At 66.4% G+C, this 20,709-nt stretch carries 22 protein-coding genes; 17 read left to right on the plus strand and 5 right to left on the minus strand.

The features are described from left to right. Nucleotide 1 precedes the first annotated feature (1 nt). The 4 genes from xylB (at nucleotide 2) to LQK81_RS13165 (ending at nucleotide 4,147) form a co-directional block, all read left to right on the plus strand. Nucleotides 2-1,459, plus strand: a complete 1,458-nt coding sequence (gene xylB / locus LQK81_RS13150; protein ID WP_230806807.1) for a xylulokinase — start codon at nucleotides 2-4, stop codon at nucleotides 1,457-1,459. A 175-nt stretch (nucleotides 1,460-1,634) separates the two neighbouring features. Then, nucleotides 1,635-2,945 (plus strand): xylose isomerase, encoded by a 1,311-nt coding sequence (xylA, locus tag LQK81_RS13155; RefSeq protein ID WP_230806809.1) that lies wholly within the window; start codon nucleotides 1,635-1,637, stop codon nucleotides 2,943-2,945. Nucleotides 2,946-3,070: 125 nt separating this feature from the next. After that, nucleotides 3,071-3,322, plus strand: a complete 252-nt coding sequence (locus LQK81_RS13160; RefSeq protein WP_230806811.1) for a GlsB/YeaQ/YmgE family stress response membrane protein — start codon at nucleotides 3,071-3,073, stop codon at nucleotides 3,320-3,322. Nucleotides 3,323-3,472: 150 nt separating this feature from the next. Next, the gene (locus LQK81_RS13165) at nucleotides 3,473-4,147 is read left to right on the plus strand and encodes a class I SAM-dependent methyltransferase (protein ID WP_230806814.1); all 675 of its coding nucleotides are present in this window, start codon (nucleotides 3,473-3,475) and stop codon (nucleotides 4,145-4,147) included. A 53-nt stretch (nucleotides 4,148-4,200) separates the two neighbouring features. Here the strand turns inward: LQK81_RS13165 and LQK81_RS13170 are convergent, their stop codons facing one another. Beyond that, a complete protein-coding gene (locus tag LQK81_RS13170; protein ID WP_230806816.1) occupies nucleotides 4,201-5,220 on the minus strand; it encodes a LacI family DNA-binding transcriptional regulator in 1,020 nt (339 codons plus the stop codon). A 175-nt stretch (nucleotides 5,221-5,395) separates the two neighbouring features. Here LQK81_RS13170 and LQK81_RS13175 point away from each other — a divergent pair, with 175 nt between their 5' ends. From LQK81_RS13175 to LQK81_RS13210, 8 genes are all read left to right on the plus strand, one after another. Then, nucleotides 5,396-6,922 carry a sugar ABC transporter ATP-binding protein gene (locus LQK81_RS13175; RefSeq protein WP_230806817.1) on the plus strand — a complete coding sequence of 509 codons (1,527 nt, stop codon included), beginning with the start codon at nucleotides 5,396-5,398 and terminating at the stop codon, nucleotides 6,920-6,922. Nucleotides 6,923-6,983: 61 nt separating this feature from the next. Then, nucleotides 6,984-7,994, plus strand: coding sequence for an ABC transporter permease (locus LQK81_RS13180; RefSeq protein ID WP_230806818.1), 1,011 nt, complete (start codon nucleotides 6,984-6,986; stop codon nucleotides 7,992-7,994). Between the two features lie 65 nt (nucleotides 7,995-8,059). Continuing rightward, nucleotides 8,060-9,004 carry a substrate-binding domain-containing protein gene (locus LQK81_RS13185; RefSeq protein ID WP_230806819.1) on the plus strand — a complete coding sequence of 315 codons (945 nt, stop codon included), beginning with the start codon at nucleotides 8,060-8,062 and terminating at the stop codon, nucleotides 9,002-9,004. A gap of 211 nt (nucleotides 9,005-9,215) precedes the next feature. After that, nucleotides 9,216-10,268, plus strand: coding sequence for a sugar phosphate isomerase/epimerase family protein (locus tag LQK81_RS13190; protein ID WP_230806821.1), 1,053 nt, complete (start codon nucleotides 9,216-9,218; stop codon nucleotides 10,266-10,268). A gap of 202 nt (nucleotides 10,269-10,470) precedes the next feature. Continuing rightward, on the plus strand, nucleotides 10,471-11,655 hold the full coding sequence (locus tag LQK81_RS13195) for a Gfo/Idh/MocA family protein (protein ID WP_230806823.1): 1,185 nt from the start codon (nucleotides 10,471-10,473) through the stop codon (nucleotides 11,653-11,655). Between the two features lie 192 nt (nucleotides 11,656-11,847). Beyond that, a complete protein-coding gene (locus LQK81_RS13200) occupies nucleotides 11,848-12,882 on the plus strand; it encodes an iron ABC transporter substrate-binding protein (protein ID WP_230806825.1) in 1,035 nt (344 codons plus the stop codon). 5 nt (nucleotides 12,883-12,887) lie between these two features. Beyond that, entirely contained in the window at nucleotides 12,888-13,931 is a 1,044-nt protein-coding gene (locus LQK81_RS13205) for a FecCD family ABC transporter permease (RefSeq protein ID WP_230806827.1), read from the plus strand. Further along, nucleotides 13,928-14,719, plus strand: coding sequence for an ABC transporter ATP-binding protein (locus LQK81_RS13210; RefSeq protein WP_230806828.1), 792 nt, complete (start codon nucleotides 13,928-13,930; stop codon nucleotides 14,717-14,719). Before LQK81_RS13205 ends, LQK81_RS13210 begins: the two co-directional genes overlap by 4 nt. 13 nt (nucleotides 14,720-14,732) lie before the next feature. Here the strand turns inward: LQK81_RS13210 and LQK81_RS13215 are convergent, their stop codons facing one another. Then, complete coding sequence (locus LQK81_RS13215) at nucleotides 14,733-14,942, minus strand: TOBE domain-containing protein (RefSeq protein WP_230806830.1); 210 nt, start codon at nucleotides 14,940-14,942, stop codon at nucleotides 14,733-14,735. Nucleotides 14,943-15,127: 185 nt separating this feature from the next. Between LQK81_RS13215 and LQK81_RS13220 the strand changes: the two genes are divergently transcribed. After that, on the plus strand, nucleotides 15,128-15,526 hold the full coding sequence (locus LQK81_RS13220) for a GFA family protein (RefSeq protein ID WP_230806831.1): 399 nt from the start codon (nucleotides 15,128-15,130) through the stop codon (nucleotides 15,524-15,526). A 36-nt stretch (nucleotides 15,527-15,562) separates the two neighbouring features. Here the strand turns inward: LQK81_RS13220 and trhO are convergent, their stop codons facing one another. The 3 genes from trhO to LQK81_RS13235 form a co-directional block, all read right to left on the minus strand. Next, on the minus strand, nucleotides 15,563-16,507 hold the full coding sequence (trhO, locus tag LQK81_RS13225) for an oxygen-dependent tRNA uridine(34) hydroxylase TrhO (protein WP_230806832.1): 945 nt from the start codon (nucleotides 16,505-16,507) through the stop codon (nucleotides 15,563-15,565). Nucleotides 16,508-16,572: 65 nt separating this feature from the next. Further along, nucleotides 16,573-17,475 carry a CHAD domain-containing protein gene (locus tag LQK81_RS13230; RefSeq protein WP_230806833.1) on the minus strand — a complete coding sequence of 301 codons (903 nt, stop codon included), beginning with the start codon at nucleotides 17,473-17,475 and terminating at the stop codon, nucleotides 16,573-16,575. Further along, nucleotides 17,450-17,947 (minus strand): CYTH domain-containing protein, encoded by a 498-nt coding sequence (locus LQK81_RS13235; RefSeq protein ID WP_230806834.1) that lies wholly within the window; start codon nucleotides 17,945-17,947, stop codon nucleotides 17,450-17,452. Before LQK81_RS13235 ends, LQK81_RS13230 begins: the two co-directional genes overlap by 26 nt. 227 nt (nucleotides 17,948-18,174) lie before the next feature. Here LQK81_RS13235 and LQK81_RS13240 point away from each other — a divergent pair, with 227 nt between their 5' ends. From LQK81_RS13240 to LQK81_RS13255, 4 genes are all read left to right on the plus strand, one after another. Continuing rightward, nucleotides 18,175-18,813: a 2-dehydro-3-deoxy-phosphogluconate aldolase gene (locus LQK81_RS13240; RefSeq protein WP_230806835.1), complete on the plus strand. Its 639-nt coding sequence runs from the start codon at nucleotides 18,175-18,177 to the stop codon at nucleotides 18,811-18,813. Nucleotides 18,814-18,956: 143 nt separating this feature from the next. Next, the gene (locus LQK81_RS13245; RefSeq protein WP_230806836.1) at nucleotides 18,957-19,697 is read left to right on the plus strand and encodes a tellurite resistance TerB family protein; all 741 of its coding nucleotides are present in this window, start codon (nucleotides 18,957-18,959) and stop codon (nucleotides 19,695-19,697) included. A gap of 99 nt (nucleotides 19,698-19,796) precedes the next feature. Then, nucleotides 19,797-20,489 (plus strand): GNAT family N-acetyltransferase, encoded by a 693-nt coding sequence (locus LQK81_RS13250; protein ID WP_230806837.1) that lies wholly within the window; start codon nucleotides 19,797-19,799, stop codon nucleotides 20,487-20,489. After that, nucleotides 20,486-20,701 carry an intracellular growth attenuator family protein gene (locus tag LQK81_RS13255; protein WP_230806838.1) on the plus strand — a complete coding sequence of 72 codons (216 nt, stop codon included), beginning with the start codon at nucleotides 20,486-20,488 and terminating at the stop codon, nucleotides 20,699-20,701. Before LQK81_RS13250 ends, LQK81_RS13255 begins: the two co-directional genes overlap by 4 nt. Nucleotides 20,702-20,709 lie beyond the last annotated feature (8 nt).

The following is a 20,709-nucleotide window of genomic DNA, read 5'->3' on the forward strand; positions in this document are numbered from 1 at the left end:
CATGTATCTCGGAATCGACCTCGGCACATCGGGCGTGAAGGCGATGCTGATCGACGACGGCCAGCAGATCATAGGCTCGGCGAACAGCGCGCTCACCGTGTCGCGGCCGCATCCGGGCTGGTCGGAGCAGGCGCCGGCCGACTGGATCAGCGCCACCGAAGACGCACTCGACGCACTCAGGGCCGCCCATCCGGCGGCGCTCGCCGCCGTGCGCGGCATCGGGCTGTCGGGCCAGATGCACGGGGCGACGCTGCTCGACCGGCAGGATCGGGTGTTGCGCCCCTGCATCCTGTGGAACGACACGCGCAGCCATGCGGAGGCGGCGGCGCTGGATGCCGATCCGCGCTTCCGGGCGATCACCGGCAACATCGTCTTCCCCGGCTTCACCGCACCCAAGCTCGCCTGGGTGAAGAACAACGAGCCGGACGTCTTTGTGCAGGTGCGCTGGGTACTCTTGCCCAAGGACTATCTGCGCCTGTGGCTGACCGGCGAGCATATGTCGGAAATGTCGGATTCGGCTGGAACGTCCTGGCTGGACACGGGTGCGCGCCGCTGGTCCGCGGACCTTCTGACGGCGACCGAACTGGAGGAGCGGCAGATGCCGAACCTCGTGGAAGGCACCGACAGTGCGGGCACGCTGCGCCCCGAACTCGCGGCGCGCTGGGGGCTCGGCTCAGGCGTCGTCGTGGCCGGCGGGGCAGGGGACAATGCGGCCTCCGCCTGCGGCATGGGCACGGTCAGGGACGGAGCGGCCTTCGTCTCGCTCGGCACCTCGGGCGTGCTTTTTGCCGCCAATGGCAGCTACCTGCCGAACCCGGCAAGCGCCGTCCACGCCTTCTGCCATGCGCTGCCGGACACCTGGCACCAGATGGGCGTGATCCTGTCGGCGACGGACGCGCTCAACTGGCATTCGCGCATCACCGGCGCCTCGGCGGCCGATCTCACCGCCGAGCTCGGCGAGACGCTGAAGGCGCCCTCCGGCGTCACCTTCCTGCCCTATCTCTCCGGCGAGCGCACGCCGCATAACGATGCCTCGATCCGCGGTGCCTTTGCCGGCCTCGGCCATGAGAGCGACCGCGTGGCGCTGACGCAGGCGGTGCTGGAGGGAGTGTCGTTTGCCATCCGCGACAGCCTCGAGGCGCTGCGCCTGGCCGGCACCAGCCTTTCGCGCGTCACGGCGATCGGCGGCGGCTCGCGCTCGCGCTACTGGCTGAAGTCGATCGCGACGGCGCTGTCGCTGCCGGTGGACGTGCCGGCCGACGGCGACTTCGGCGCCGCCTTCGGAGCGGCCCGGCTGGGGCTGATCGCGGCAACGGGCAGCGACCCGGTGGCCATCTGCCAGGCGCCCGCGACGGCCGAGACGATCGATCCGGACACCTCGCTCGCGTCTGCCTACGAGGAGGCCTACGGGCGCTACCGGCGGCTCTACCCGGCGATCCGCGATGCGGTGATGGGCTGAGGCAAGCCCCCCTCACCCTGCCCTCTCCCCGAGGGGAGAGGGGGAGCATGCCGCGGCGCTGCCGTATCCCTCTTCTCCCCACCGGGGAGAAGGTGCCGGTAGGCGGATGAGGGGGAGCTCATCGTACACCGACCATGAGACAATGAATTCGAACGTCCATCCAAGGAGGAATCCCATGAGCACAGGCTTTTTCGGCGATATCGCCAAGATCAGATACGAGGGACCGCAGAGCACCAATCCGCTCGCCTTCCGTCACTATGACAAGGACGAGGTGGTGCTCGGCAAGCGGATGGAGGACCACCTGCGCTTTGCCGTCGCCTACTGGCACACCTTCGTCTGGCCGGGCGGCGACCCGTTCGGCGGGCAGACCTTCCAGCGGCCCTGGTTCGAGGACACGATGAAGGCGGCCAAACTGAAAGCGGATGTGGCCTTCGAACTGTTCGAACTGCTCGGCGTTCCGTTCTACTGCTTCCACGACGCCGACGTGCGTCCGGAAGGCCAGAACTTCGCGGAGAACACGAAGAACCTCAACGAGATCGTCGACCACTTCGAAAAGAAGCAGGCCGAGACCGGCGTCAAGCTTCTCTGGGGCACGGCCAACCTGTTCTCCAACCGCCGCTACATGGGCGGGGCTGCCACCAATCCGGATCCGGACGTCTTCGCCTTCGCTGCCGCGACCGTGAAGACCTGCATCGACGCCACCCAGCGCCTCGGCGGGCAGAACTACGTGCTCTGGGGCGGGCGCGAAGGCTATGAGACGCTGCTGAACACCGATATCGGCCGCGAGCTCGACCAGCTTGGCCGCTTCGTCAACCTCGTCGTCGAATACAAGCACAAGATAGGCTTCAAGGGCGCGATCCTGATCGAGCCGAAGCCGCAGGAACCCACCAAGCACCAGTACGACTACGACGTCGCAACCGTCTACGGTTTCCTCAAGCGGTACGGGCTGGAAAACGAGGTGAAGCTCAACATCGAGCAGGGCCACGCCATCCTCGCCGGCCATTCCTTCGAGCACGAGCTGGCGCTCGCGAATGCGCTCGGCGTCTTTGGCTCGATCGACATGAACCGCAACGACTACCAGTCCGGCTGGGATACCGACCAGTTCCCGAACAACGTGCCGGAAATGGCGCTGGCCTACTACCAGGTTCTCGCCGGCGGCGGCTTCACCACCGGCGGCACCAATTTCGATGCCAAGCTGCGCCGCCAGTCGATCGATCCGGAAGACCTGCTGATCGGCCATATCGGCGGCATGGATTGCTGCGCCCGCGGCCTCAAGGCTGCGGCGAAGATGATCGAGGACAAGGCCTTGTCGAAGCCGCTCGACGAGCGCTATGCGGGCTGGAACGGGGCGGAGGCGAAGAAGATGCTCTCCGGCGGCTATTCGCTGGAGGAGATTGCGGCCAGGGTGGAGCGGGACAATGTCATTCCCGAACCGAAATCCGGCCGCCAGGAATACCTGGAAAACGTCGTCAACCGCTACGTCTGAGGTGGTCGGGGCCCCGTGTGCGGGGCCCCGCCTTTATCCCCTGCGAGACCTTTCCGCAGGTTGCCGGTTGAAGCGCGGGCGGTGCGCCCTAGTCTCATCCCGAGCGTGCAACCCAGGAGGATGGAATGGAAGACGCAGGTATCGGCTGGATCGCAGCCATCATCATCGGCGGGCTTGCCGGTTGGCTCGCCGAAAGGTTCATGAAGTCTGACATGGGCGTGTTCATGAACATCATACTGGGGATCGTCGGCGCGTTCGTCGCCAATCTCATTCTCAGCCTCGTCGGCGTAACGCTGGGCGGCTGGCTCGGATATCTGATCGCCGGCTTCATCGGCGCCTGCATCCTGATTGCCGTGGCAAGGGCGATGAAGCGCTAGGGCATGCGCTGCCGGGCGCTCGACGGTGCCCGGCCGCTGCAGTCACGTGGTGAACCGCGGAAGGATTGCTTCCGTGTGCCACACCCCCTATCTCTCGACGCTGATCCCCCGCAACGACCGAGCGTCCGCCAAAGCGTCAGGAACCATCCCGTGTCGTCCTTTTCCGATCCCGAAGCGGTCTCCCGCTATGCCGAAGGCCCGGCCCGGCTCGTGCCCGGCCTCCACGCCCTGCAGCGCATGGCGGCACTTTTGCTCGGCGAGCGCATCCGGGAGGATGGCCGTCTCCTGGTCGTCGGCGCCGGCGGCGGCCTCGATCTGAAGGTCTTTGCCGAGTTGCAGCCGCTTTGGACCTTCGACGGCGTCGATCCGTCGGCCGAGATGCTGGATCTGGCGAAGCAGACGCTTGGCCCGCTGATGTCGCGCATCCGCCTGCACGAGGGCTATGTCGAGACCGCACCCGAGGGACCGTTCGACGGCGCCACCTGCATTCTCGTCATGCATTTCGTGCCGCGCGAGGAACGCTTGCGGATGCTGGGCGAGATCTTCCGGCGCCTGCGGCCGGGCGCGCCGTTCGTCGTCGCCCACCACAGTTTCCCGCAGACCGATCCGGAAAAGGCGCTCTGGCTCGAACGTTACGCGGCCTTCGCCGCCGCTTCCGGCGTTTCGGCCGCCCATGCGCAGAATGCGGCCGAGGCCATCGGGGCTCGGCTGCCGCTGCTGTCGCCGGACGAGGACGAGGCCCTGCTGCGGGAGGCCGGTTTTGCCGACGTGCAGCTTTTCTATGCCGGATTCACCTTCAGGGGATGGGTCGGCTACCGGCCATGACGGCGGGCGGACGAGGCGGGGCAGAAACGATTGCCACGGCGACCTCGCTCGCGTCAGCGCCTTGCCGGTGAGGTCACCGATCCGCGCACCACGAGATCGGGCATGATCAGCACCTCGCAGCTTTCGGACAGCGGCTCCGACAGGTTTTCCAGCAACAGCGCCATCGCCTGGCGGCCGATCGCCGAGCGGGGCTGGCGGATCGTCGTCAGCGCCGGGTTCAGGTAGGTCGCCTGGGGGACGTCGTCGAAGCCGATCACGGAGAAGTCCTGCGGCAGGTCGTAGCCGCGGGCGGACAGCCCGTTCATGACGCCGACGGCGGTCGCGTCGTTGACGCACATGAAGGCGGTCGGCAGCGTGTCGCGCATGAAGAGCTGTTCGACGGCGAGCCGGCCGCTTTCGATCGTGCCCTCGCCGTCGATGACCATGCGCTGCTCCGGCGCGATGCGGGCGGCGTCGAGGGCGAGATCATAGCCCCTGCGGCGCCTGAGATGGCCGAGCCGGGTCTTGCTGTCGCCGATGAAGGCAATGCGGCGGTGGCCGGCGGACAGCAGGTATTCGGCGGCCTTGCGGGCGCCGGCGGTGTCGTCGACGCCGACATAGGGGATGGTGCTGCCGAACACCGGCTCGAAGACGGCGACGGACGGCGGCAGGCGCTGGGTCATCTCCTGGTGGCCGAACGGCGCATGGCCGGTGAACAGCAACAGGCCCGCCGCCTGGTTCGAGTTCAGGAATTTCAGGTATTCGAGCCCGCGTTCCGGATCGTTCTGGGTGTGGCCGATGAGGACGCCGTAGCCGTGTGCGCGCGCCTCGTTCTCGAGCCCGATCAGGATGGAAGAGAAGTTCGGGTCGCCGATATCAGGCGCCAGCACCAGGATCATGTTCGACCGGCCCATGCGCAGGGATCGCGCCATGGCATTGGTCGTGTATCCGGTGATCGCGATCGCCTGGTTGACCCGCTGGCGCGTGGATTTGGCGACCTTCTCGGGATTGTGAATTGCCCTGCTGACGGTGGCGATCGACACTTCCGCCAGGCGGGCGACGTCCTCGATCGTGGCAGGGTTCTGGGTCGACACGTTGGCCTGATGTCCTTGCGGGTGGATGGGCCCTGCACCCTAGAACCAAAGCGCCGCCGTTTGAAAGCGGTTTGGGTGTGGAATTCCCACTGGTGCACATGATGTAAACCTTTACATGCGCCATGTAAAGGTTTACACAGTGATCCCAAGTGGTGGGGAGCCACAGGGAGGGAACATGGCCAACGATGGGGCGATCGCATCCGTGCCGGTGCTTGCGGCCGAGCGGATATCGAAGACGTTCGGCGAGGTGCAGGTTCTCTTCAGCGTCGACATGGACATCCTTCCGGGCGAGGTCCATGCGCTGGTCGGCGAGAACGGCGCGGGCAAGTCCACCTTCATCAAGATCCTTTCGGGTTTCCAGCCGCCTTCGTCGGGCCGCATCCTGCTCGACGGCGAGCCGGTGACGCTGCCGGCCAACAGCGCCGCCGAGGCGCTCGGCATCATCCTCATCCACCAGGAATTCAATCTTGCTGAGCACCTGACGGTGACTGAGAGCCTGTTCCTCGGCCGCGAGGTCGCCCGCTTCGGCGTGCTCGACCGCAAGGCCATGCGGGCCGAGACGCGCCGGGTGCTCGACATGCTCGGATCGCGGATCGACGAGAACGCGCTGATCAGCTCGCTCGCCGTCGCCGACAAGCAGATGGTCGAGATCGCCAAGGCGATCAGCCGCGATGCGCGGGTGATCTTCATGGACGAGCCGACGGCGGTGCTTTCGCGCGAGGAGGCGGGCGTCCTGTTCGACCAGGTTCGCAAGCTCAAGGCCAAGGGCACGAGCTTCGTCTTCGTCTCGCACAAGCTTGACGAGGTGATGGAGATCAGCGACCGCGTCACCGTGCTGCGCGATGGCCAGTGGATCAAGACGGCCCCGACCTCGATGCTCGACGGCGAGGCGATCGCCCAGCTGATGGTCGGCCGCGAACTCTCCAGCCTCTATCCCACCAAGCACGAGCCGGACGTCGACGAGACGATCGTCCTGTCCGTCCGCGGCCTGACCACGGGCTATGTGCAGGATGCGAACTTCGAATTGCGCAAGGGCGAGGTGCTCGGCTTCTCCGGGCTGATCGGCTCGGGCCGCTCGGAACTGATGGAGGCGATCGCCGGCCTGCGTCCGCGCCTTGCCGGCGAGGTGCTCCTGCATGGCGAGCCGCTCGTCGCCGGCGACTTCCGCGAGGCGAACCGCCGCGGCCTCGCCTACATGACCAAGGACCGCAAGGGCATGGGGCTGCTACTCGACGAGGGGATGACGACCAACCTGACCCTGCAGTCGCTCGGCCAGCACGTCACCCACGGCTATCTCGATCCGGGAAGCGAGGCGAAGGCGATGGCGCGCGCCAGGCGGCGCTTCGACATCCGCGTGCGCGACGACCGGGTGCGCGTCGGGCGCATGTCGGGCGGAAACCAGCAGAAGCTCCTGCTCGCCAAGGTCATGGAGACCGAGCCGCAGGTCATCATCATCGACGAGCCGACGCGCGGCATCGACGTCGGCACCAAGCAGCAGATCTATCATTTCATCGCGGCACTTGCCCGCGAGGGGCGCTCGATCATCGTCGTCTCCTCGGAGATGCCCGAGGTGATCGGGCTCTGCACGCGGGTGGCGGTGATGCGCGAGGGGCATCTGGTCGGCATGCTCGAGGGAGAGGAAATCTCCGAGCAGATGATCATGCGCTATGCGGCCGGCCTGCGGCGGAAGGCCGTGGGCTGAGCGCACAAAGAAGACGACGGGATTTTCGGCGCCGGGCGCCATCGGGAGGTTGAACTTGGACATGAGCACCAACAGCGACATCGAGGAGCGCGTGCCGCGGCGGCGTACCTGGCGGGACATCGATCTCAGGGCGGTCGCGCCCTTCGCCGCTCTCATCCTGCTGCTCATCATCGGCGCGCTGGTCAACCCGAACTTCATCGGGCTCACCAACCTCGCCAATGTCGCAACCCGCAGCGCCTTCATCGCCATCATCGCCGTCGGTGCGACCTTCGTGATCTCGTCGGGCGACCTCGACCTTTCGGTCGGCTCGATGGTCGCCTTCGTCGCCAGCTTGATGATCCTGTTCATGAATTCCGGCGCGATCGCCGATCCCTCGCTGATGCTGGTCGCCGCCATGGTGCTGGCGGTCGTGATCGGCAGTGCCTGCGGGCTTCTGAACGGGCTGATCACCACGCTTGGCCGCATCGAGCCCTTCATCGCTACGCTCGGCACCATGGGGATCTATCGCGGGCTGACCACCTGGCTGTCGCAGGGGGGCGCGATCACGCTGCAGTCGTCCGAACTGCAGTCGCTCTACCGGCCGGCCTATTTCGGCAACGTGCTCGGCGTGCCGGTGCCGATCGTCGTCATCCTCGTCGTCACCGCGATCGCCGCCTTCGTGCTCTACCGTACGCGCTACGGCCGCCACGTGGTCGCCGTCGGCTCCAGCCGCGAGGTGGCGCGCTATTCCGGCATCCATGTGGATCGCGTGCGCACCATCGCCTTCGTCATCCAGGGCCTGTGCGTCGCCGTCGCCGTGCTGCTCTATGTGCCGCGGCTCGGCTCGACCTCGGCCACGACAGGCATCCTGTGGGAGCTGCAGGCGATCACGGCCGTCGTCGTCGGCGGTACGGCGCTGAAGGGCGGGGCGGGGCGCGTCTGGGGCACGATCTGCGGCGCCTTCATCCTGGAACTGGTCGGCAACATCATGCTGCTCTCCAACTTCATCAGCGAATATCTGATCGGCGCCATCCAGGGCTCGATCATCATCATTGCGATGCTCGTCCAGCGCTCGCTGACGCGCAAATCGTGAACCGGCCGGGCTTATGGGGGCGCCCGGTCCTAGCTGACAGGCCCCTGTATTTTGGGAGGAACCACATGCACAAGAGAATGATGGGCCTTGCCGTCGCTGCGACGATGGCGTTCGGCACCGCCTATGCCCAGGAAGAGAAGACGATCGGCGTCTCCATTCCCGCCGCCGACCACGGCTGGACCGCCGGTGTCGTCTACCATGCCAACCGCGTCGCCGAGCTCCTGATGAAGGAGCACCCGGGCCTGAAGGTGGTGGTGAAGACCTCGCCCGATCCGGCGACCCAGGCCAACGCCCTGCAGGACCTCGAGGTCCAGGGCATCGACGCGCTCGTCATCCTGCCGACCGATCCCGATCCGCTCGTCAACGCGATCAAGGAAGTCAAGGGCAAGGGCACGTTCGTGTCGATCGTCGACCGCGCGCCGTCGACCAACGACAATTCGGTGCGCGACCTCTATGTCGCCGGCAACAACTCGGCTCTCGGTGAAGTCGCCGGCAAGTACATCGCCGAAAACACGCCGGATGCCGAAGTGGTCGTCATCCGTGGCCTGCCGATCCCGATCGACCAGGAGCGCCAGGACGGCTTCGACAAGGGCATCGCCGGCTCCAACGTCAAGGTGCTCGACCGCCAGTTCGGCAACTGGAACCGCGACGACGCCTTCAAGGTCATGCAGGACTACCTGACCAAGCACTCCAAGATCGACGTGGTCTGGTGCCAGGACGACGACATGGCCGTCGGCGTGCTGCAGGCGATCGAGCAGTCCGGCCGCACCGACATCAAGTATGTCATCGGCGGTGCCGGCTCCAAGGACATGATCAAGAAGGTGATCGACGGCGACAAGATGTTCCCGGTCAACGTCCTCTATCCGCCGTCAATGGTTGCCACCGCCATGGAACTGACGGCGGCTGCCCTCTACGATCAGGTTCCGGTGCATGGCACCTACACGCTGGACGCCACTCTGATCACGCCCGAGAATGCGGAAGGCTACTACTTCCCCGATTCTCCGTTCTGATCCGCTGATACGACGCCCGGGCTGCTCAGGTCCGGGCGTCGTCGACTTGTCTGTTCATCGCCGGGCGACTGTCATTGCCGGATGCGGCAATCGACGCTAGTTTCGTTCGCGGCAACGTTGCAGGTGGCGCCGTTCGCGCCGAAAAGTGCCTGTGTCATACCATTTGTGAGAGACGCGACCGCAGAGCGGGACGCGACGGGAGGAACACTGGATGAAGACGATCAAGGGGCCGGGTCTGTTCCTGGCGCAGTTTGCCGGCGATGCGGCGCCCTTCAACTCCTGGGATTCGATCACCAAGTGGGCCGCCGACATCGGCTACAAGGGCGTGCAGGTGCCAACCTGGGACAGCCGGCTGATCGACCTCAGGAAGGCTGCGGAATCGAAGGCCTATTGCGACGAGTTCGCGGGCAAGGCGCGCGACAACGGCGTCGAGATCACCGAGCTCTCCACCCATCTGCAGGGCCAGCTCGTCGCCGTGCATCCGGCCTATGACGAGGCCTTCGACGGCTTTGCGGCACCGGAGGTGCGCGGCAATCCGAAGGCGCGGCAGGCATGGGCGGTGGAGCAGGTGAAGCTGGCGCTGACGGCCTCGAAGAATTTCGGACTGGATGCGATGGCGAGCTTCTCCGGCGCGCTCGCCTGGCCCTTCGTCTATCCCTGGCCGCAGCGCCCGGCCGGCCTCGTCGAGACCGCCTTTGACGAGCTCGCCCGCCGCTGGAAGCCGATCCTCGACCATGCCGAGGATTGCGGGGTCGACGTCTGCTACGAGATCCATCCCGGCGAGGACCTGCACGACGGCATCACCTACGAGATGTTCCTGGAGCGCACCGGCAACCACGCCCGCGCCTGCATGCTCTACGATCCCTCGCACTACGTGCTGCAATGCCTCGACTATCTCGACAACATCGACATCTACAAGGACCGCATCCGGATGTTCCACGTCAAGGACGCGGAGTTCAATCCGACCGGCCGGCAGGGCGTCTATGGCGGCTACCAGAGCTGGGTGAACCGCGCCGGTCGCTTCCGCTCGCTCGGCGACGGCCAAGTCGATTTCGGCGCGGTGTTCTCCAAGATGGCGGCCAACGACTTTGCCGGCTGGGCCGTGGTCGAGTGGGAATGCGCGCTGAAGCATCCCGAGGACGGCGCCCGCGAGGGGGCGGACTTCGTCAAGCACCACATCATCCGCGTCACCGAGAAGGCCTTCGACGACTTCGCCGGCGCCGGCACCGACGAGGCAGCCAACCGGCGCATGCTGGGGATCTAGTCTCGGCAAGCAATGTAGGACCCGTCACCCTTGCCCCTCACCCTAGCCCTCTCCCCGCAAGCGGGGAGAGGGGGCGTGGCCTGCTCAGAGGTTGCGTTCGTGGCGAGCATTGCGATTGTGGTCCTTCTCCCCGCCTGCGGGGAGAAGGTGCCGGCAGGCGGATGAGGGGCGAAATCAGGCATAGATTTTTCAGGAGAAACACATGGCCATCGAAGGAAGCACGACGGAAGCGCGGCAGCCGCGGATCAGGCTCGGCATGGTGGGCGGGGGTGCCGGCGCCTTCATCGGGGCGGTGCACCGCATTGCCGCACGTCTCGACGATCATTTCGAACTCGTTGCCGGCGCGCTGTCCTCGACGCCGGAAAAATCCGTTGCCTCGGGGCGGGAGCTCGGGCTCGATCCCTCCCGCTGCTACGGCTCGTTCAAGGAGATGGCGATTCGCGAGGCGAAGCTGAAGAATGGCATCGAGGCGGTGGCCATCGTCACGCCGAACCACGTCCACTACGAGGCGGCGAAGGAGTTCCTCAAGCGCGGCATCCACGTCATCTGCGACAAGCCGCTGACCTCGACCCTGGGGGACGCGAAGAAGCTGAAGAAGCTCGCCGGCGAGAGCGAGGCGCTGTTCGTGCTCACCCACAACTACACCGGCTATCCGATGGTGCGCCAGGCGCGCCAGATGGTGATGAACGGCGATCTCGGGACGATCCGGCTGGTGCAGATGGAGTATCCGCAGGACTGGCTGACCGAGGCGGTCGAGCAGAGCGGGTCGAAGCAGGCCGAATGGCGCACCGATCCCGCCCGCTCCGGCGCCGGCGGCTCGACCGGCGACATCGGCACCCATGCCTACAATCTCGGCTGCTTCGTCTCCGGCCTCGAACTGGAGGAGCTTTCCGCCGATCTCGACAGCTTCGTTCCCGGCCGCAAGCTCGACGACAACGCGCATGTGATGATGCGTTTCAAGGAGAAGGACGGCGCACGTGCCAAGGGCATGCTCTGGTGCAGCCAGGTGGCGCCGGGCCACGAGAACGGACTGAAGGTGCGCGTCTACGGCACCAAGGGCGGCATCGAGTGGGTGCAGGCCGACCCCAACTATCTCTGGTACACGCCGTTCGGCGAGCCGAAGCGCCTGCTCACCCGGGGCGGCGCCGGTTCCGATGCCGCCGCCGCGCGGGTCTCCCGCATCCCCTCGGGCCACCCGGAGGGCTACTTGGAAGGTTTCGCCAACATCTATACCGAGGCCGCACGGGCGATCTTCGCACGGCGCAAGGGCGAAGAGGTCGATCCGGCCGTGATCTACCCGACCGTCGACGACGGCGTGAAGGGCATGCTCTTCGTCGATGCCTGCGTGCAGTCGTCGAAGAAGAACGGGGCCTGGGTCAAGGTCTGACCGCCGTCGCGTGTCCGGAACGTGCCGGGCGGGGAACTCTTCCTCCCCGGCGTACTTCTCCTCACAATTCGCGCCCTGCTGCCGGCCCGGTCGAACACCGGGCGGGTCGCCCGTCTTTTCCGGCGGACCGAATGGAACTATCGTGACATACGGAAAAATATAACGATTCCGTTTCCATGTTGGGGACCTGGCATGTTCATCAGGGCACTGGTCTTTGCAGCCACCCTTCTTCTCGCAGGAAACCCGGTGGCGCAGGCGGCATCGTTCGTCGACGCTGCCGGGCGGGTGGTCGAGGTTCCGGACAGGATCGACAAGGTGTTCGTGGCCGGGCCGCCGGCATCGGTCCTCGTCTATGTGCTCGCTCCGGACAAGCTTGCGGGATGGGTGCGCGAGCCCGGCGAGAAGACCAGGAAATATCTTCTCCCCGAAGCCCGCGCGCTTCCCACCACCGGGTGGCTGACGGGCAGGGGCGGCACGGCCAATATCGAGGCCGTCCTCGCCTCCAGGCCGGATGTGATTATCGATGTCGGAACGGTCAACGACACCTATATCTCGCTGGCCGACCGCGTGCAGAAGCAGACGGGGATTCCTTACGTCCTGATCGGCGGGCGGTTCCGCGACACGCCCGGGACGCTCCGCCGGGCGGGCGCCCTTCTGGGCGTGGGCGCCCGCGCCGAAGAGCTCGCCCGCTATGCCGAAGAGCGTCTGGCCGGGGTTCAGTCGCTGTTGCGGGACATTCCCGAGAGCGAGCGCCCCAGGGTCTATTACGGGCGTGGTCCCAAGGGACTTGAAACCGGGCTCGCAGGCTCGATCAACATGGAAGTCCTCGAGGTCGTGGGTGCCGCAAACGTCGCCGCCGCCGCGGGCGAGGGCGGCCTGTCGGAGGTGTCGCTCGAGCAGGTCCTTGCCTGGAAGCCCGACGTGATCCTTGCAAGCGACGCCCGCTTCGCCGAAACGGTCGGGTCCGATCCGCTCTGGTCGACCATCCCGGCCGTGCGCTCCGGCCGGGTGTACAAGGCCCCCGACGTCCCGTTCGGGTGGTTCGATTCCCCGCCGGGGATCAACCGGCTGATCGGCCTTACATGGCTCGAATCCGTCCTCTATCCGGATGCCGGCAAGGTCGATCTGCGTGCGGAGGTGCGGGATTTCTTCAAGCTGTTCTATCACGTCGAACTGACCGAGGCCGATCTCGACGGCTTCGTCGCGGACGCCGGGAGCGGAAATTGATCCAAATGGGCGAGACTGGCGCCGCGGATCGGCCGGCGAGGATGCGAGCGGCCGCCGCGTACGGTCTGGCGGCGGCGCTCCTGACCATCGTCGTTCTCGTCGCCCTGTCGGTCGGCAAGTTCCCGGTGAGCCCGGGAACGACATTCGCGATCCTCTGGAACGGGATTGCAGGAACGGCGAAGGACCTGGACCCGACGCTCGGCAACGTGATCTGGAATGTCCGCCTGCCGCGGGTGATGGCGGGGCTCTGCGTCGGCGCGGTGCTGGCGGCTGCGGGGGCGAGCTATCAGGGCGTCTTCCGCAATCCGCTGGTGTCGCCGGACATTCTCGGCGTTTCGGCCGGCGCCAGCCTCGGGGCGGTCCTCGGGATATTCCTGTCGCTGCCGGTGCTGGCGATCCAGGGGCTCGGTTTCATCGGCGGGCTCTTCGCGCTGGGGGTGGTCTACGCGGTCGGGCTGGCGGTTCGCGGGCGCGATCCTGTCCTGACGCTCGTGCTCGCGGGAATGGCCATCGCAGCGCTGCTGGCGGCGGGGATTTCGTTGCTGAAGATCCTGGCGGACCCTTACGACCAGTTGCCCGCGATCACCTACTGGCTGCTCGGTAGCCTCGCCAGCGTCACGAACGGGGATCTGCTGCTGGTCGTCCCCAGCCTCGTCCTCGGCGTTGCCGTCCTTCATCTCCTGCGCTGGCGGATCAACCTCCTGTCGCTCGGCGACGACGAGGCGCGCGCGCTCGGCGTGGAGACGCGGTTGCTCCGGCCGGCGCTGATCGTCGCTGCCACCCTGATCACGTCGGCCTCCGTCTCGATCAGCGGCGTGATCGGCTGGATCGGCCTCGTCATCCCGCACATGGCGCGCATGCTGGTGGGGCCGGACTTCCGGGTCCTGTTGCCCGCATCCCTCTTTCTCGGCGCGGCCTTCCTCGTCGTCATCGATACGGTCGCGCGCACGGTCTCCACGGTGGAAGTGCCGCTCGGTATCCTCACCGCGGTGATTGGCGCGCCCTTCTTCCTCGCACTGCTGGCGACCGGCCGCACGGGCTGGTCGTGATGATCCGGCTGGACGAACTGGCTTTCGGCCATGGCCGGGTTGCGATCGGCTCGAAGATGAGCCTGTCGGTCCATGCCGGCGAGGTGCTGGCCGTCCTCGGGCCCAACGGCGTCGGCAAGACGACGCTGTTCAGGACGATCCTCGGTCTTCAGCGGCCGCTTGCCGGCCGCGTCCTCGTCGACGGGACGGACCTGGCGCAGTGTTCGCGCAGCGAGATCGCGTCGAAGATCGCCTATGTGCCGCAGGCGCACGGCACGCTGTTTCCGTTCCGGGCGCTGGACATCGTGGTCATGGGGCGGGCATCGAGGCTCACCGCCTTCCAGCAGCCGGGACGCAGGGATCGCGACCTGGCGTTCGAAGCGATGGCGCGGCTTGGCATCCAGTCGCTGGCGCACCGGCCCTATACCGAGATCAGCGGCGGCGAGCGGCAACTGGTCCTGATCGCCCGGGCCCTGGCGCAGGAGGCCAGCTTTCTCGTTCTCGACGAGCCGACGGCAAACCTGGACTACGGACACCAGTTCCAGGTTCTCGAGCAGATTCGGCTGCTGGCCGCAGGCGGAAAGGGAATTCTGCTGTCCACGCACAATCCGGATCACGCCTTCTTCGTCGCCGACCGGGCCGCGCTGATGGCGGGCGGTTCCATCGTGGACGTGGGCGAACCGCAGCAGGTGCTGACGCCCGCGGCGCTTCGCTCCGTCTTCGGGGTCGACGTCGTCGTCGGCAAGATCGAGGGAAGCGCGCATCTCACATGCGCGCCCGCCCGTATCGGCGGCGCTCCGCAGGACTGAGACGGGAGACCCGTCAGTCGTCCACAGCGACCATGACGTCGGAGGCCTTCACGACAGCGTAGGCCTCCTTGCCCGCCGAAAGCCCCAGTTCGGTGACCGCTTCGTTGGTGATCGAGGCGGTGATGACGGATCCGCCGATGTCGATCCGCACATGCGCAGTCGTCGCCCCCAGCGTCACATCCACCACCTTGCCCTTCAGCCGATTGCGCGCACTGATCTTCATCGCGGGTAACTCCTTGTTGTTGCTCCGTGAAGGCGAATCCCTAGCACACTTGCCGGCATGTCGAAATGCCCGGTCCGAAACGAGGCATGCGCAGGTTTGACTTGTCTTCCGTAGAGCTTGCTGCGACGTTGCAAGGCGAACGTCGCCGCCAGAGGCTGCATTTCTGCAACAGGGAGGAGCAGGTGATGAAGGGTGGATGCCTTTGCGGTTCGGTCCGGTACGAGACCGTGGCCGCGCCGCTATATTCCGGGTTCTGTCATTGTCGCGACTGCCAGAAGGCGACCGGCACAGGGCACAGCTGCTACATGATCTTCGGCCGCTCGGACTTCTCCTGGAGCGGCGACGTGCGGTCCTATGCGGTGACCGCCGAAAGCGGCCAGCCGTCCCTCCGGCACTTCTGCCCGACCTGCGGCACCATCGTGCTCGGGTCCGGGGCGGACGGCGACGATCGCTGGACGATCTATGCCGGCACGCTGGACGATCCGTCGGAATTCGCCCCGCAGGACGCGATCATGACGCGCAGCCGCCAGCCATGGGATCACATGGCGGGCAACCTTCCCGAATTCGAAGGCATGCCCGAATAGGGTCCTCTCCGGAAGGATGAGCGTGCGGTCTTCGGCCTACTTGCCGAGGTGCCGTTCGCCGCGCTTGCGGGCGAGATCCATCTGCAGCTGGCGCTGGCGGAAACGGGCGCGGTCCTCGTCGCTGCGGCTATCGAAGCAATGCGGGCAGGAGACGCCAGGCTCGAAGGTGGCGGCCTTGATCTCCTCGGCGGTCAGGGGATGGCGGCAGGCGCGGCAGAGCGTGTGTTCGCCCTCCTGAAGGCCATGGGTGACCGAGACGCGCTCGTCGAAGACGAAGCAGGCGCCCTCCCACAGGCTCTCGTCCGCCGGCACTTCTTCCAGGTACTTCAGGATGCCGCCCTTGAGGTGGTAGACCTCGTCGAAACCCTGCTCCTTCATGAAGGCGGTCGCCTTCTCGCAGCGGATGCCGCCGGTGCAGTACATGGCGATCTTCGGCTTGTTGTGCAGGCCCGTATGGTTACGCACCCAGTCGGGAAACTCGCGGAAGGATTTGGTCTGCGGATCGACCGCTCCCCTGAAGATGCCGATCGCGGTCTCGTAGTCGTTGCGGGTGTCGATGACGATCGTGTCGGGATCGGAGATCAGCGCGTTCCAGTCCCCGGGCTCGACATAGGTGCCGACCACCCGGTTGGGGTCGATGTCCTCGACGCCCATGGTGACGATCTCCTTTTTCAGCCGCACCTTCATGCGCAGGAACGGCATCTCCGCGGCGTGGCTTTCCTTGTGCTCCAGCGTGGCGAATTCGGGCTGGGCGCGCAGGAAGGCGAGGACGGTGCGGATGCCCCCTGATGGGCCGGCGATCGTGCCGTTGATGCCCTCGTGGGCGAGCAGCAGGGTGCCGCGCACGCCGTTTTCCTCGCACAGGGCCTGCAGCGGCGCGCGCAACGCGGCAAAGTGCGGCACGGATACGAAGTGATAGAGGGCCGCGACGAGGAAGGATGCTTCCGTCCGCGGCGCCGTGTCGGTGTCAATCTCGGTCATGGCCGCTGGAATACAGCTTTGCGCGTTGCGGTGCAATCGGCCCCGTTGCCGCAACACCGCCGCGCTCAGGCGGCATGCCGCCACAGGAGCTCGATGCGGCCGGCGTCCTCGCGGGGATCTTCGGGGAAGAGCAGTTCGGCCAGCGGCAGCGCCTCGGCGCGCAGGCGGCCGCCCTCGGCGATCATCACGGCGAGCAGGTGCGTCAGGTCCTTCGGCGTGCCGATCTCGCCCGGATGGGCGTCGGCGAAGCTCGTCAGCAGGGCGATGTCCTGGTTTTCTCCGAGCAGCGTGACGAGCACCCGCGCCTGTTTGCGCGTGCCGTTCAAGGCCGCCGGCCAGGCCTCGGCCAGGAAGCGGCAATGCACCCAGCGGTCCTGCGTGCGCTTGCGCAGCGTATGGAAGCAGTCTGGCTCGCCGGTCTCCCTGGCCAGCCGGAGCGCTTCGGCGGCCTTGCGGCCGGTCGACCGCCAGCCGTGGCCGAGAACTTCGGCGGCGCGCTTGTGGCCCCCGTCGATGCGCAGGCGTTCCGCAGCCGCAAGGGCCTCCTTGCAGGTGGATACGGCCTCGTCCATCCGTTCCTTCGTTACGGCGGTATCGACCATCGTGTCGCGGCGGGCCACCAGCTTCCCGTGGATGCGTTCCAGCGCCATGCGTTCCTCGGCGGTCGAGGCGGCCTCGCCCAGACGGTGCGCCGTCTCCACCAGCGAGGTGGCGTCGCGGCTCGCCGCGAGGCTGCGGCCCAGCGTGCCGATCCGCTCGTTCTCCCGCTTCTGGAAGCCCTTGTCGGCAGACGCCACCAGCCGGTAGAGGCTGCGGATGCGCTTGAACTGCTTGCGGGCGGTGTGTATGGCCTCGTGCGGTCCTTCGGGCTGCTTCTCCAGTGCGTCGAGCGCCCGCGAGAGATATCGGGACGCAACGCGACGGACTTCGCTTTGAAGAGATTTATCCGCTTTGAGACTGAGGCTCATGAGAGGACCGGAGCGCTCCTTCGGACAGGGCCATTGCCTGGTTGGAATAGCGATAGTCGCCGGTCACCTCCCGCCCAATCCAGTCGGGGATTTCCGGCCTGTCGGTCTCGTTGCGCAGTTCCACCTCCGCCACGACGAGGCCGCTGTAGCGTCCGCCGTAGACGTCGACTTCCCAGGTAAAGCCCTTGTACGCGACTTCGTGGCGCACCTTCTCGATCACCGTGCCGACCGCCTGGCCCAGCATCTCCTCGGCGACGGCCGGGTCGATCTCGAACTCGTACTCGTCGCGGGAAAGGGCTGCCTGGCCGATCTTGAGTGTCAGGCAGGCACGCCCGTCGCCATAGGCGCGGACGCGCAGCGACCGGTCGTCCATCGTGGCGAGATAGCCCTGCTTGATGGGTACGCCGGCATCGGCCGAAAGACGCCACCGCTTGCCGGAAACCAGAAACTTTCTCTCGATTTCTTTGGCCATGCCACTCGCTTTCGCATTGTGGTAGTCGGTTGAACAAACTGTACACGATGAGCCTGTCATGGCAAGGCGCGAAAGATCCCGACGCCTGCCGGTCTCTGTTGCGATGCCTGCAACGACCCTTGCCGAGATCCGGTTCCGCGCCGCTTTGCAGCGGGCCTTTTTTCTCGACACGCGCGTCCCGAAAAGGTATCTCACGGCCAGATTCAATCGTTTCAGGGAATGCGCCGATGGCCGAGAAAACCGAAAAGCTCCTGTCCGTGCTGAAGCTGCAGCCGGTCGTCCCTGTCCTGATCGTCGACGACGCGGCAACGGCGGTGCCGCTGGCGCGTGCATTGGTCGCAGGCGGTCTCAAGGCGATCGAGATCACGCTTCGCACGCCGGCCGCGCTGGAAGCGATCCGCCGCGTCGCAGGCGAAGTCGAGGGTGCCGTCGCCGGCGCCGGAACGATCCTGAACGCGGCGCAGTTCGACGAGGCGGTCGAGGCCGGCTCGCAGTTCATCGTCAGCCCCGGCACCACCCAGGAGCTGCTGGATGCTGCCTCGCAATCGCCGGTGCCGCTCCTGCCGGGGGCGGCCACCGCCAGCGAGGTCATGGCGCTGCGCGAAGAGGGCTACGAGGTACTGAAATTCTTCCCCGCCGAGCAGGCCGGCGGCGCCTCCTACCTCAAGGCGCTGTCCTCGCCGCTTGCCGGCACGCTGTTCTGCCCGACAGGCGGGATTTCGCTGGCAAACGCGAAGGACTACCTGTCGCTGCCGAACGTCATCTGCGTCGGCGGTTCCTGGGTCGCGCCGAAGGATCTGGTTGCGAAGGGCGACTGGGCCGGCATCACCAGGCTCGCCGCCGAGGCAGCGCAGCTGAAGGGCTGAGCGCGGGGCGCCGACAGCCCTGCGCCTGCGGTCGTCGTGCGGCTCTCGCGTGCGACGATCACGATTCTTGAAAACCACGGTTTGTAATCCGGCCTCGCATCCCTATCTCTCACTCCGGCTCACACGTGAAGGGAGAGACCCCGATGTTCGATGCGAAAAAGTTGCTGGATCAGTTCCTCGGATCGCAGATCCCGGGCGCGGGCGGCACCGTGCGCGAGCGCGCAGGACAGGTGACGCAGGCAGCCAAGGACAATCCACTCGCAGCAGGCGCCATCGCCGGCGTTCTCCTCGGCACGAGCGGCGGCCGCCAGGTCGCGGGCACTGCCCTGAAGCTCGGCGGGCTGGCGGCGATCGCCGGCCTCGGTTACCAGGCCTACAAGAACTACAAGGCCGGCCAGGCTCCCGCAGCACCGGCGCCGGATGTCGAGCGGCAGCCGGAACTGCTGCCGCCGCCGTCGGATTCCGGTTTTGCCACGCAGGCCGTCAGCGACGATTTCGCGCTGACGCTGATACGCGCGATGATCGCCGCGTCCCGCGCCGACGGCCACATCGACGCTGCCGAGCGTGCGCATATCATGGACAGGCTCAAGGTCTCCGGCCTCAGCGGCGATGCCGCCGCCTTCCTGGAGAAGGAACTCGCCGATCCGACCGATCTCGACGGCATCGTCGCAGCCGCCAGGACCGAGGAGCAGCGCGTCGAGCTCTATACGGCCTCGCGGCTGACGATCGAGCCCGACAGCCGGGCCGAGCGCGGCTATCTCGACCTGCTCGCCGGCCGCCTCGGGCTGCCGGACGCGCTCGTCGATCACATCGAGGCCACGGTGTCCTCGGCGAAGGTTCCGGCCGGTCCCGCCTCCAGTCCCACCTCCAATCCCTGGGCCTGATCGTCGCATCAGCACTTTGCATTTGTTTCCCGGCCGTTGCTGCCCTATGCCTCCTTGGGAGCGTGACGCAGCGACGAACCGGGAAGCGGGGGAGAAGGAATGCACGATCTGAAGCACTGGACGGCCCGGCCGGCGCCGGCCCCCGTGACGCTGGAAGGACGCTACGTCCGCGTCGAGCCCTATGATCGCGCAACGCATCTCGAAGCCCTGTGGGACTGCTTCGGCGGGCTGGCGATCAATCCGCTGCTGAAATATTTCACCCAGGACGATTTTTCCGGCATCGCGGATTTCGATGCGTGGCTCGCCTCTGTCGGCAAGGGCGGCTGGGTGACGGAGGTCTTCCGCGACAAGGCGAGCGGCAAGGTCGTGGGCATGGCGAACTACATGCGGCCTGATCCGGCCAACGGCGTGGTGGAGATCGGCGGCATCGCCCATGGTCCGGCGATGGCGCGTTCGCCGCTGTCGACGGAAGGCCAGTACCTGCTCGCCCGGCATGCCTTCGAGGATCTCGGCTATCGCCGCTACGAATGGAAGTGTCACAACCTCAACGAAGCGAGCAAGCGCACGGCGCAGCGGCTCGGCTTCAGCTTCGAGGGCGTCTTCCGCCAGCACATGCTATCCAAGGGGCAGAACCGCGACACCGCATGGTTCTCCATCATCGACAGCGAATGGCCGGTCACCGCGAAGGCCTTCGAGGCATGGCTGTCGCCCGACAATTTCGACGCGCAGGGAAACCAGAAGCGGCGGCTGGAAGACATCCGCGCGGACCTGAAGCAGGCGGGTGCGCCGTGAGCGGGGACGAAAAGGGAAATCGATCCTCGGCGATCGCGGCCGCCGTCATCCTGCTCGTCACCGGGCTTGCCTTCTACTTCCTGCCGGGCGTCATGATCTCGCTCGGCAGTGTCTCGCCCTGGCTTTCGGCGGCGTTGGGCACCGCGCTCGTGCTCGCCTTCTTCCTGCTGTTCTGGCTGAGGGCCCGCCACCAGAGGCGCCGGGGCAAGTAGGCGTTCCG

The organism is Rhizobium sp. GN54 (assembly GCF_021026345.1).
GTDB lineage: Bacteria > Pseudomonadota > Alphaproteobacteria > Rhizobiales > Rhizobiaceae > Mycoplana.

What these genes read in the sequence shown, in the direction of transcription:
- xylB (WP_230806807.1), top strand. Translation starts at nt 2, where the DNA reads ATGTATCTCGGAATCGACCTCGGCACATCGGGCGTGAAGGCGATGCTG.
- xylA (WP_230806809.1), top strand. Translation starts at nt 1,635, where the DNA reads ATGAGCACAGGCTTTTTCGGCGATATCGCCAAGATCAGATACGAGGGA.
- LQK81_RS13160 (WP_230806811.1), top strand. Translation starts at nt 3,071, where the DNA reads ATGGAAGACGCAGGTATCGGCTGGATCGCAGCCATCATCATCGGCGGG.
- LQK81_RS13175 (WP_230806817.1), top strand. Translation starts at nt 5,396, where the DNA reads ATGGCCAACGATGGGGCGATCGCATCCGTGCCGGTGCTTGCGGCCGAG.
- LQK81_RS13180 (WP_230806818.1), top strand. Translation starts at nt 6,984, where the DNA reads ATGAGCACCAACAGCGACATCGAGGAGCGCGTGCCGCGGCGGCGTACC.
- LQK81_RS13185 (WP_230806819.1), top strand. Translation starts at nt 8,060, where the DNA reads ATGCACAAGAGAATGATGGGCCTTGCCGTCGCTGCGACGATGGCGTTC.
- LQK81_RS13190 (WP_230806821.1), top strand. Translation starts at nt 9,216, where the DNA reads ATGAAGACGATCAAGGGGCCGGGTCTGTTCCTGGCGCAGTTTGCCGGC.
- LQK81_RS13195 (WP_230806823.1), top strand. Translation starts at nt 10,471, where the DNA reads ATGGCCATCGAAGGAAGCACGACGGAAGCGCGGCAGCCGCGGATCAGG.
- LQK81_RS13200 (WP_230806825.1), top strand. Translation starts at nt 11,848, where the DNA reads ATGTTCATCAGGGCACTGGTCTTTGCAGCCACCCTTCTTCTCGCAGGA.
- LQK81_RS13205 (WP_230806827.1), top strand. Translation starts at nt 12,888, where the DNA reads ATGGGCGAGACTGGCGCCGCGGATCGGCCGGCGAGGATGCGAGCGGCC.
- LQK81_RS13215 (WP_230806830.1), bottom strand. Translation starts at nt 14,942, where the DNA reads ATGAAGATCAGTGCGCGCAATCGGCTGAAGGGCAAGGTGGTGGATGTG.
- LQK81_RS13220 (WP_230806831.1), top strand. Translation starts at nt 15,128, where the DNA reads ATGAAGGGTGGATGCCTTTGCGGTTCGGTCCGGTACGAGACCGTGGCC.
- trhO (WP_230806832.1), bottom strand. Translation starts at nt 16,507, where the DNA reads ATGACCGAGATTGACACCGACACGGCGCCGCGGACGGAAGCATCCTTC.
- LQK81_RS13230 (WP_230806833.1), bottom strand. Translation starts at nt 17,475, where the DNA reads ATGAGCCTCAGTCTCAAAGCGGATAAATCTCTTCAAAGCGAAGTCCGT.
- LQK81_RS13235 (WP_230806834.1), bottom strand. Translation starts at nt 17,947, where the DNA reads ATGGCCAAAGAAATCGAGAGAAAGTTTCTGGTTTCCGGCAAGCGGTGG.
- LQK81_RS13240 (WP_230806835.1), top strand. Translation starts at nt 18,175, where the DNA reads ATGGCCGAGAAAACCGAAAAGCTCCTGTCCGTGCTGAAGCTGCAGCCG.
- LQK81_RS13245 (WP_230806836.1), top strand. Translation starts at nt 18,957, where the DNA reads ATGTTCGATGCGAAAAAGTTGCTGGATCAGTTCCTCGGATCGCAGATC.
- LQK81_RS13250 (WP_230806837.1), top strand. Translation starts at nt 19,797, where the DNA reads ATGCACGATCTGAAGCACTGGACGGCCCGGCCGGCGCCGGCCCCCGTG.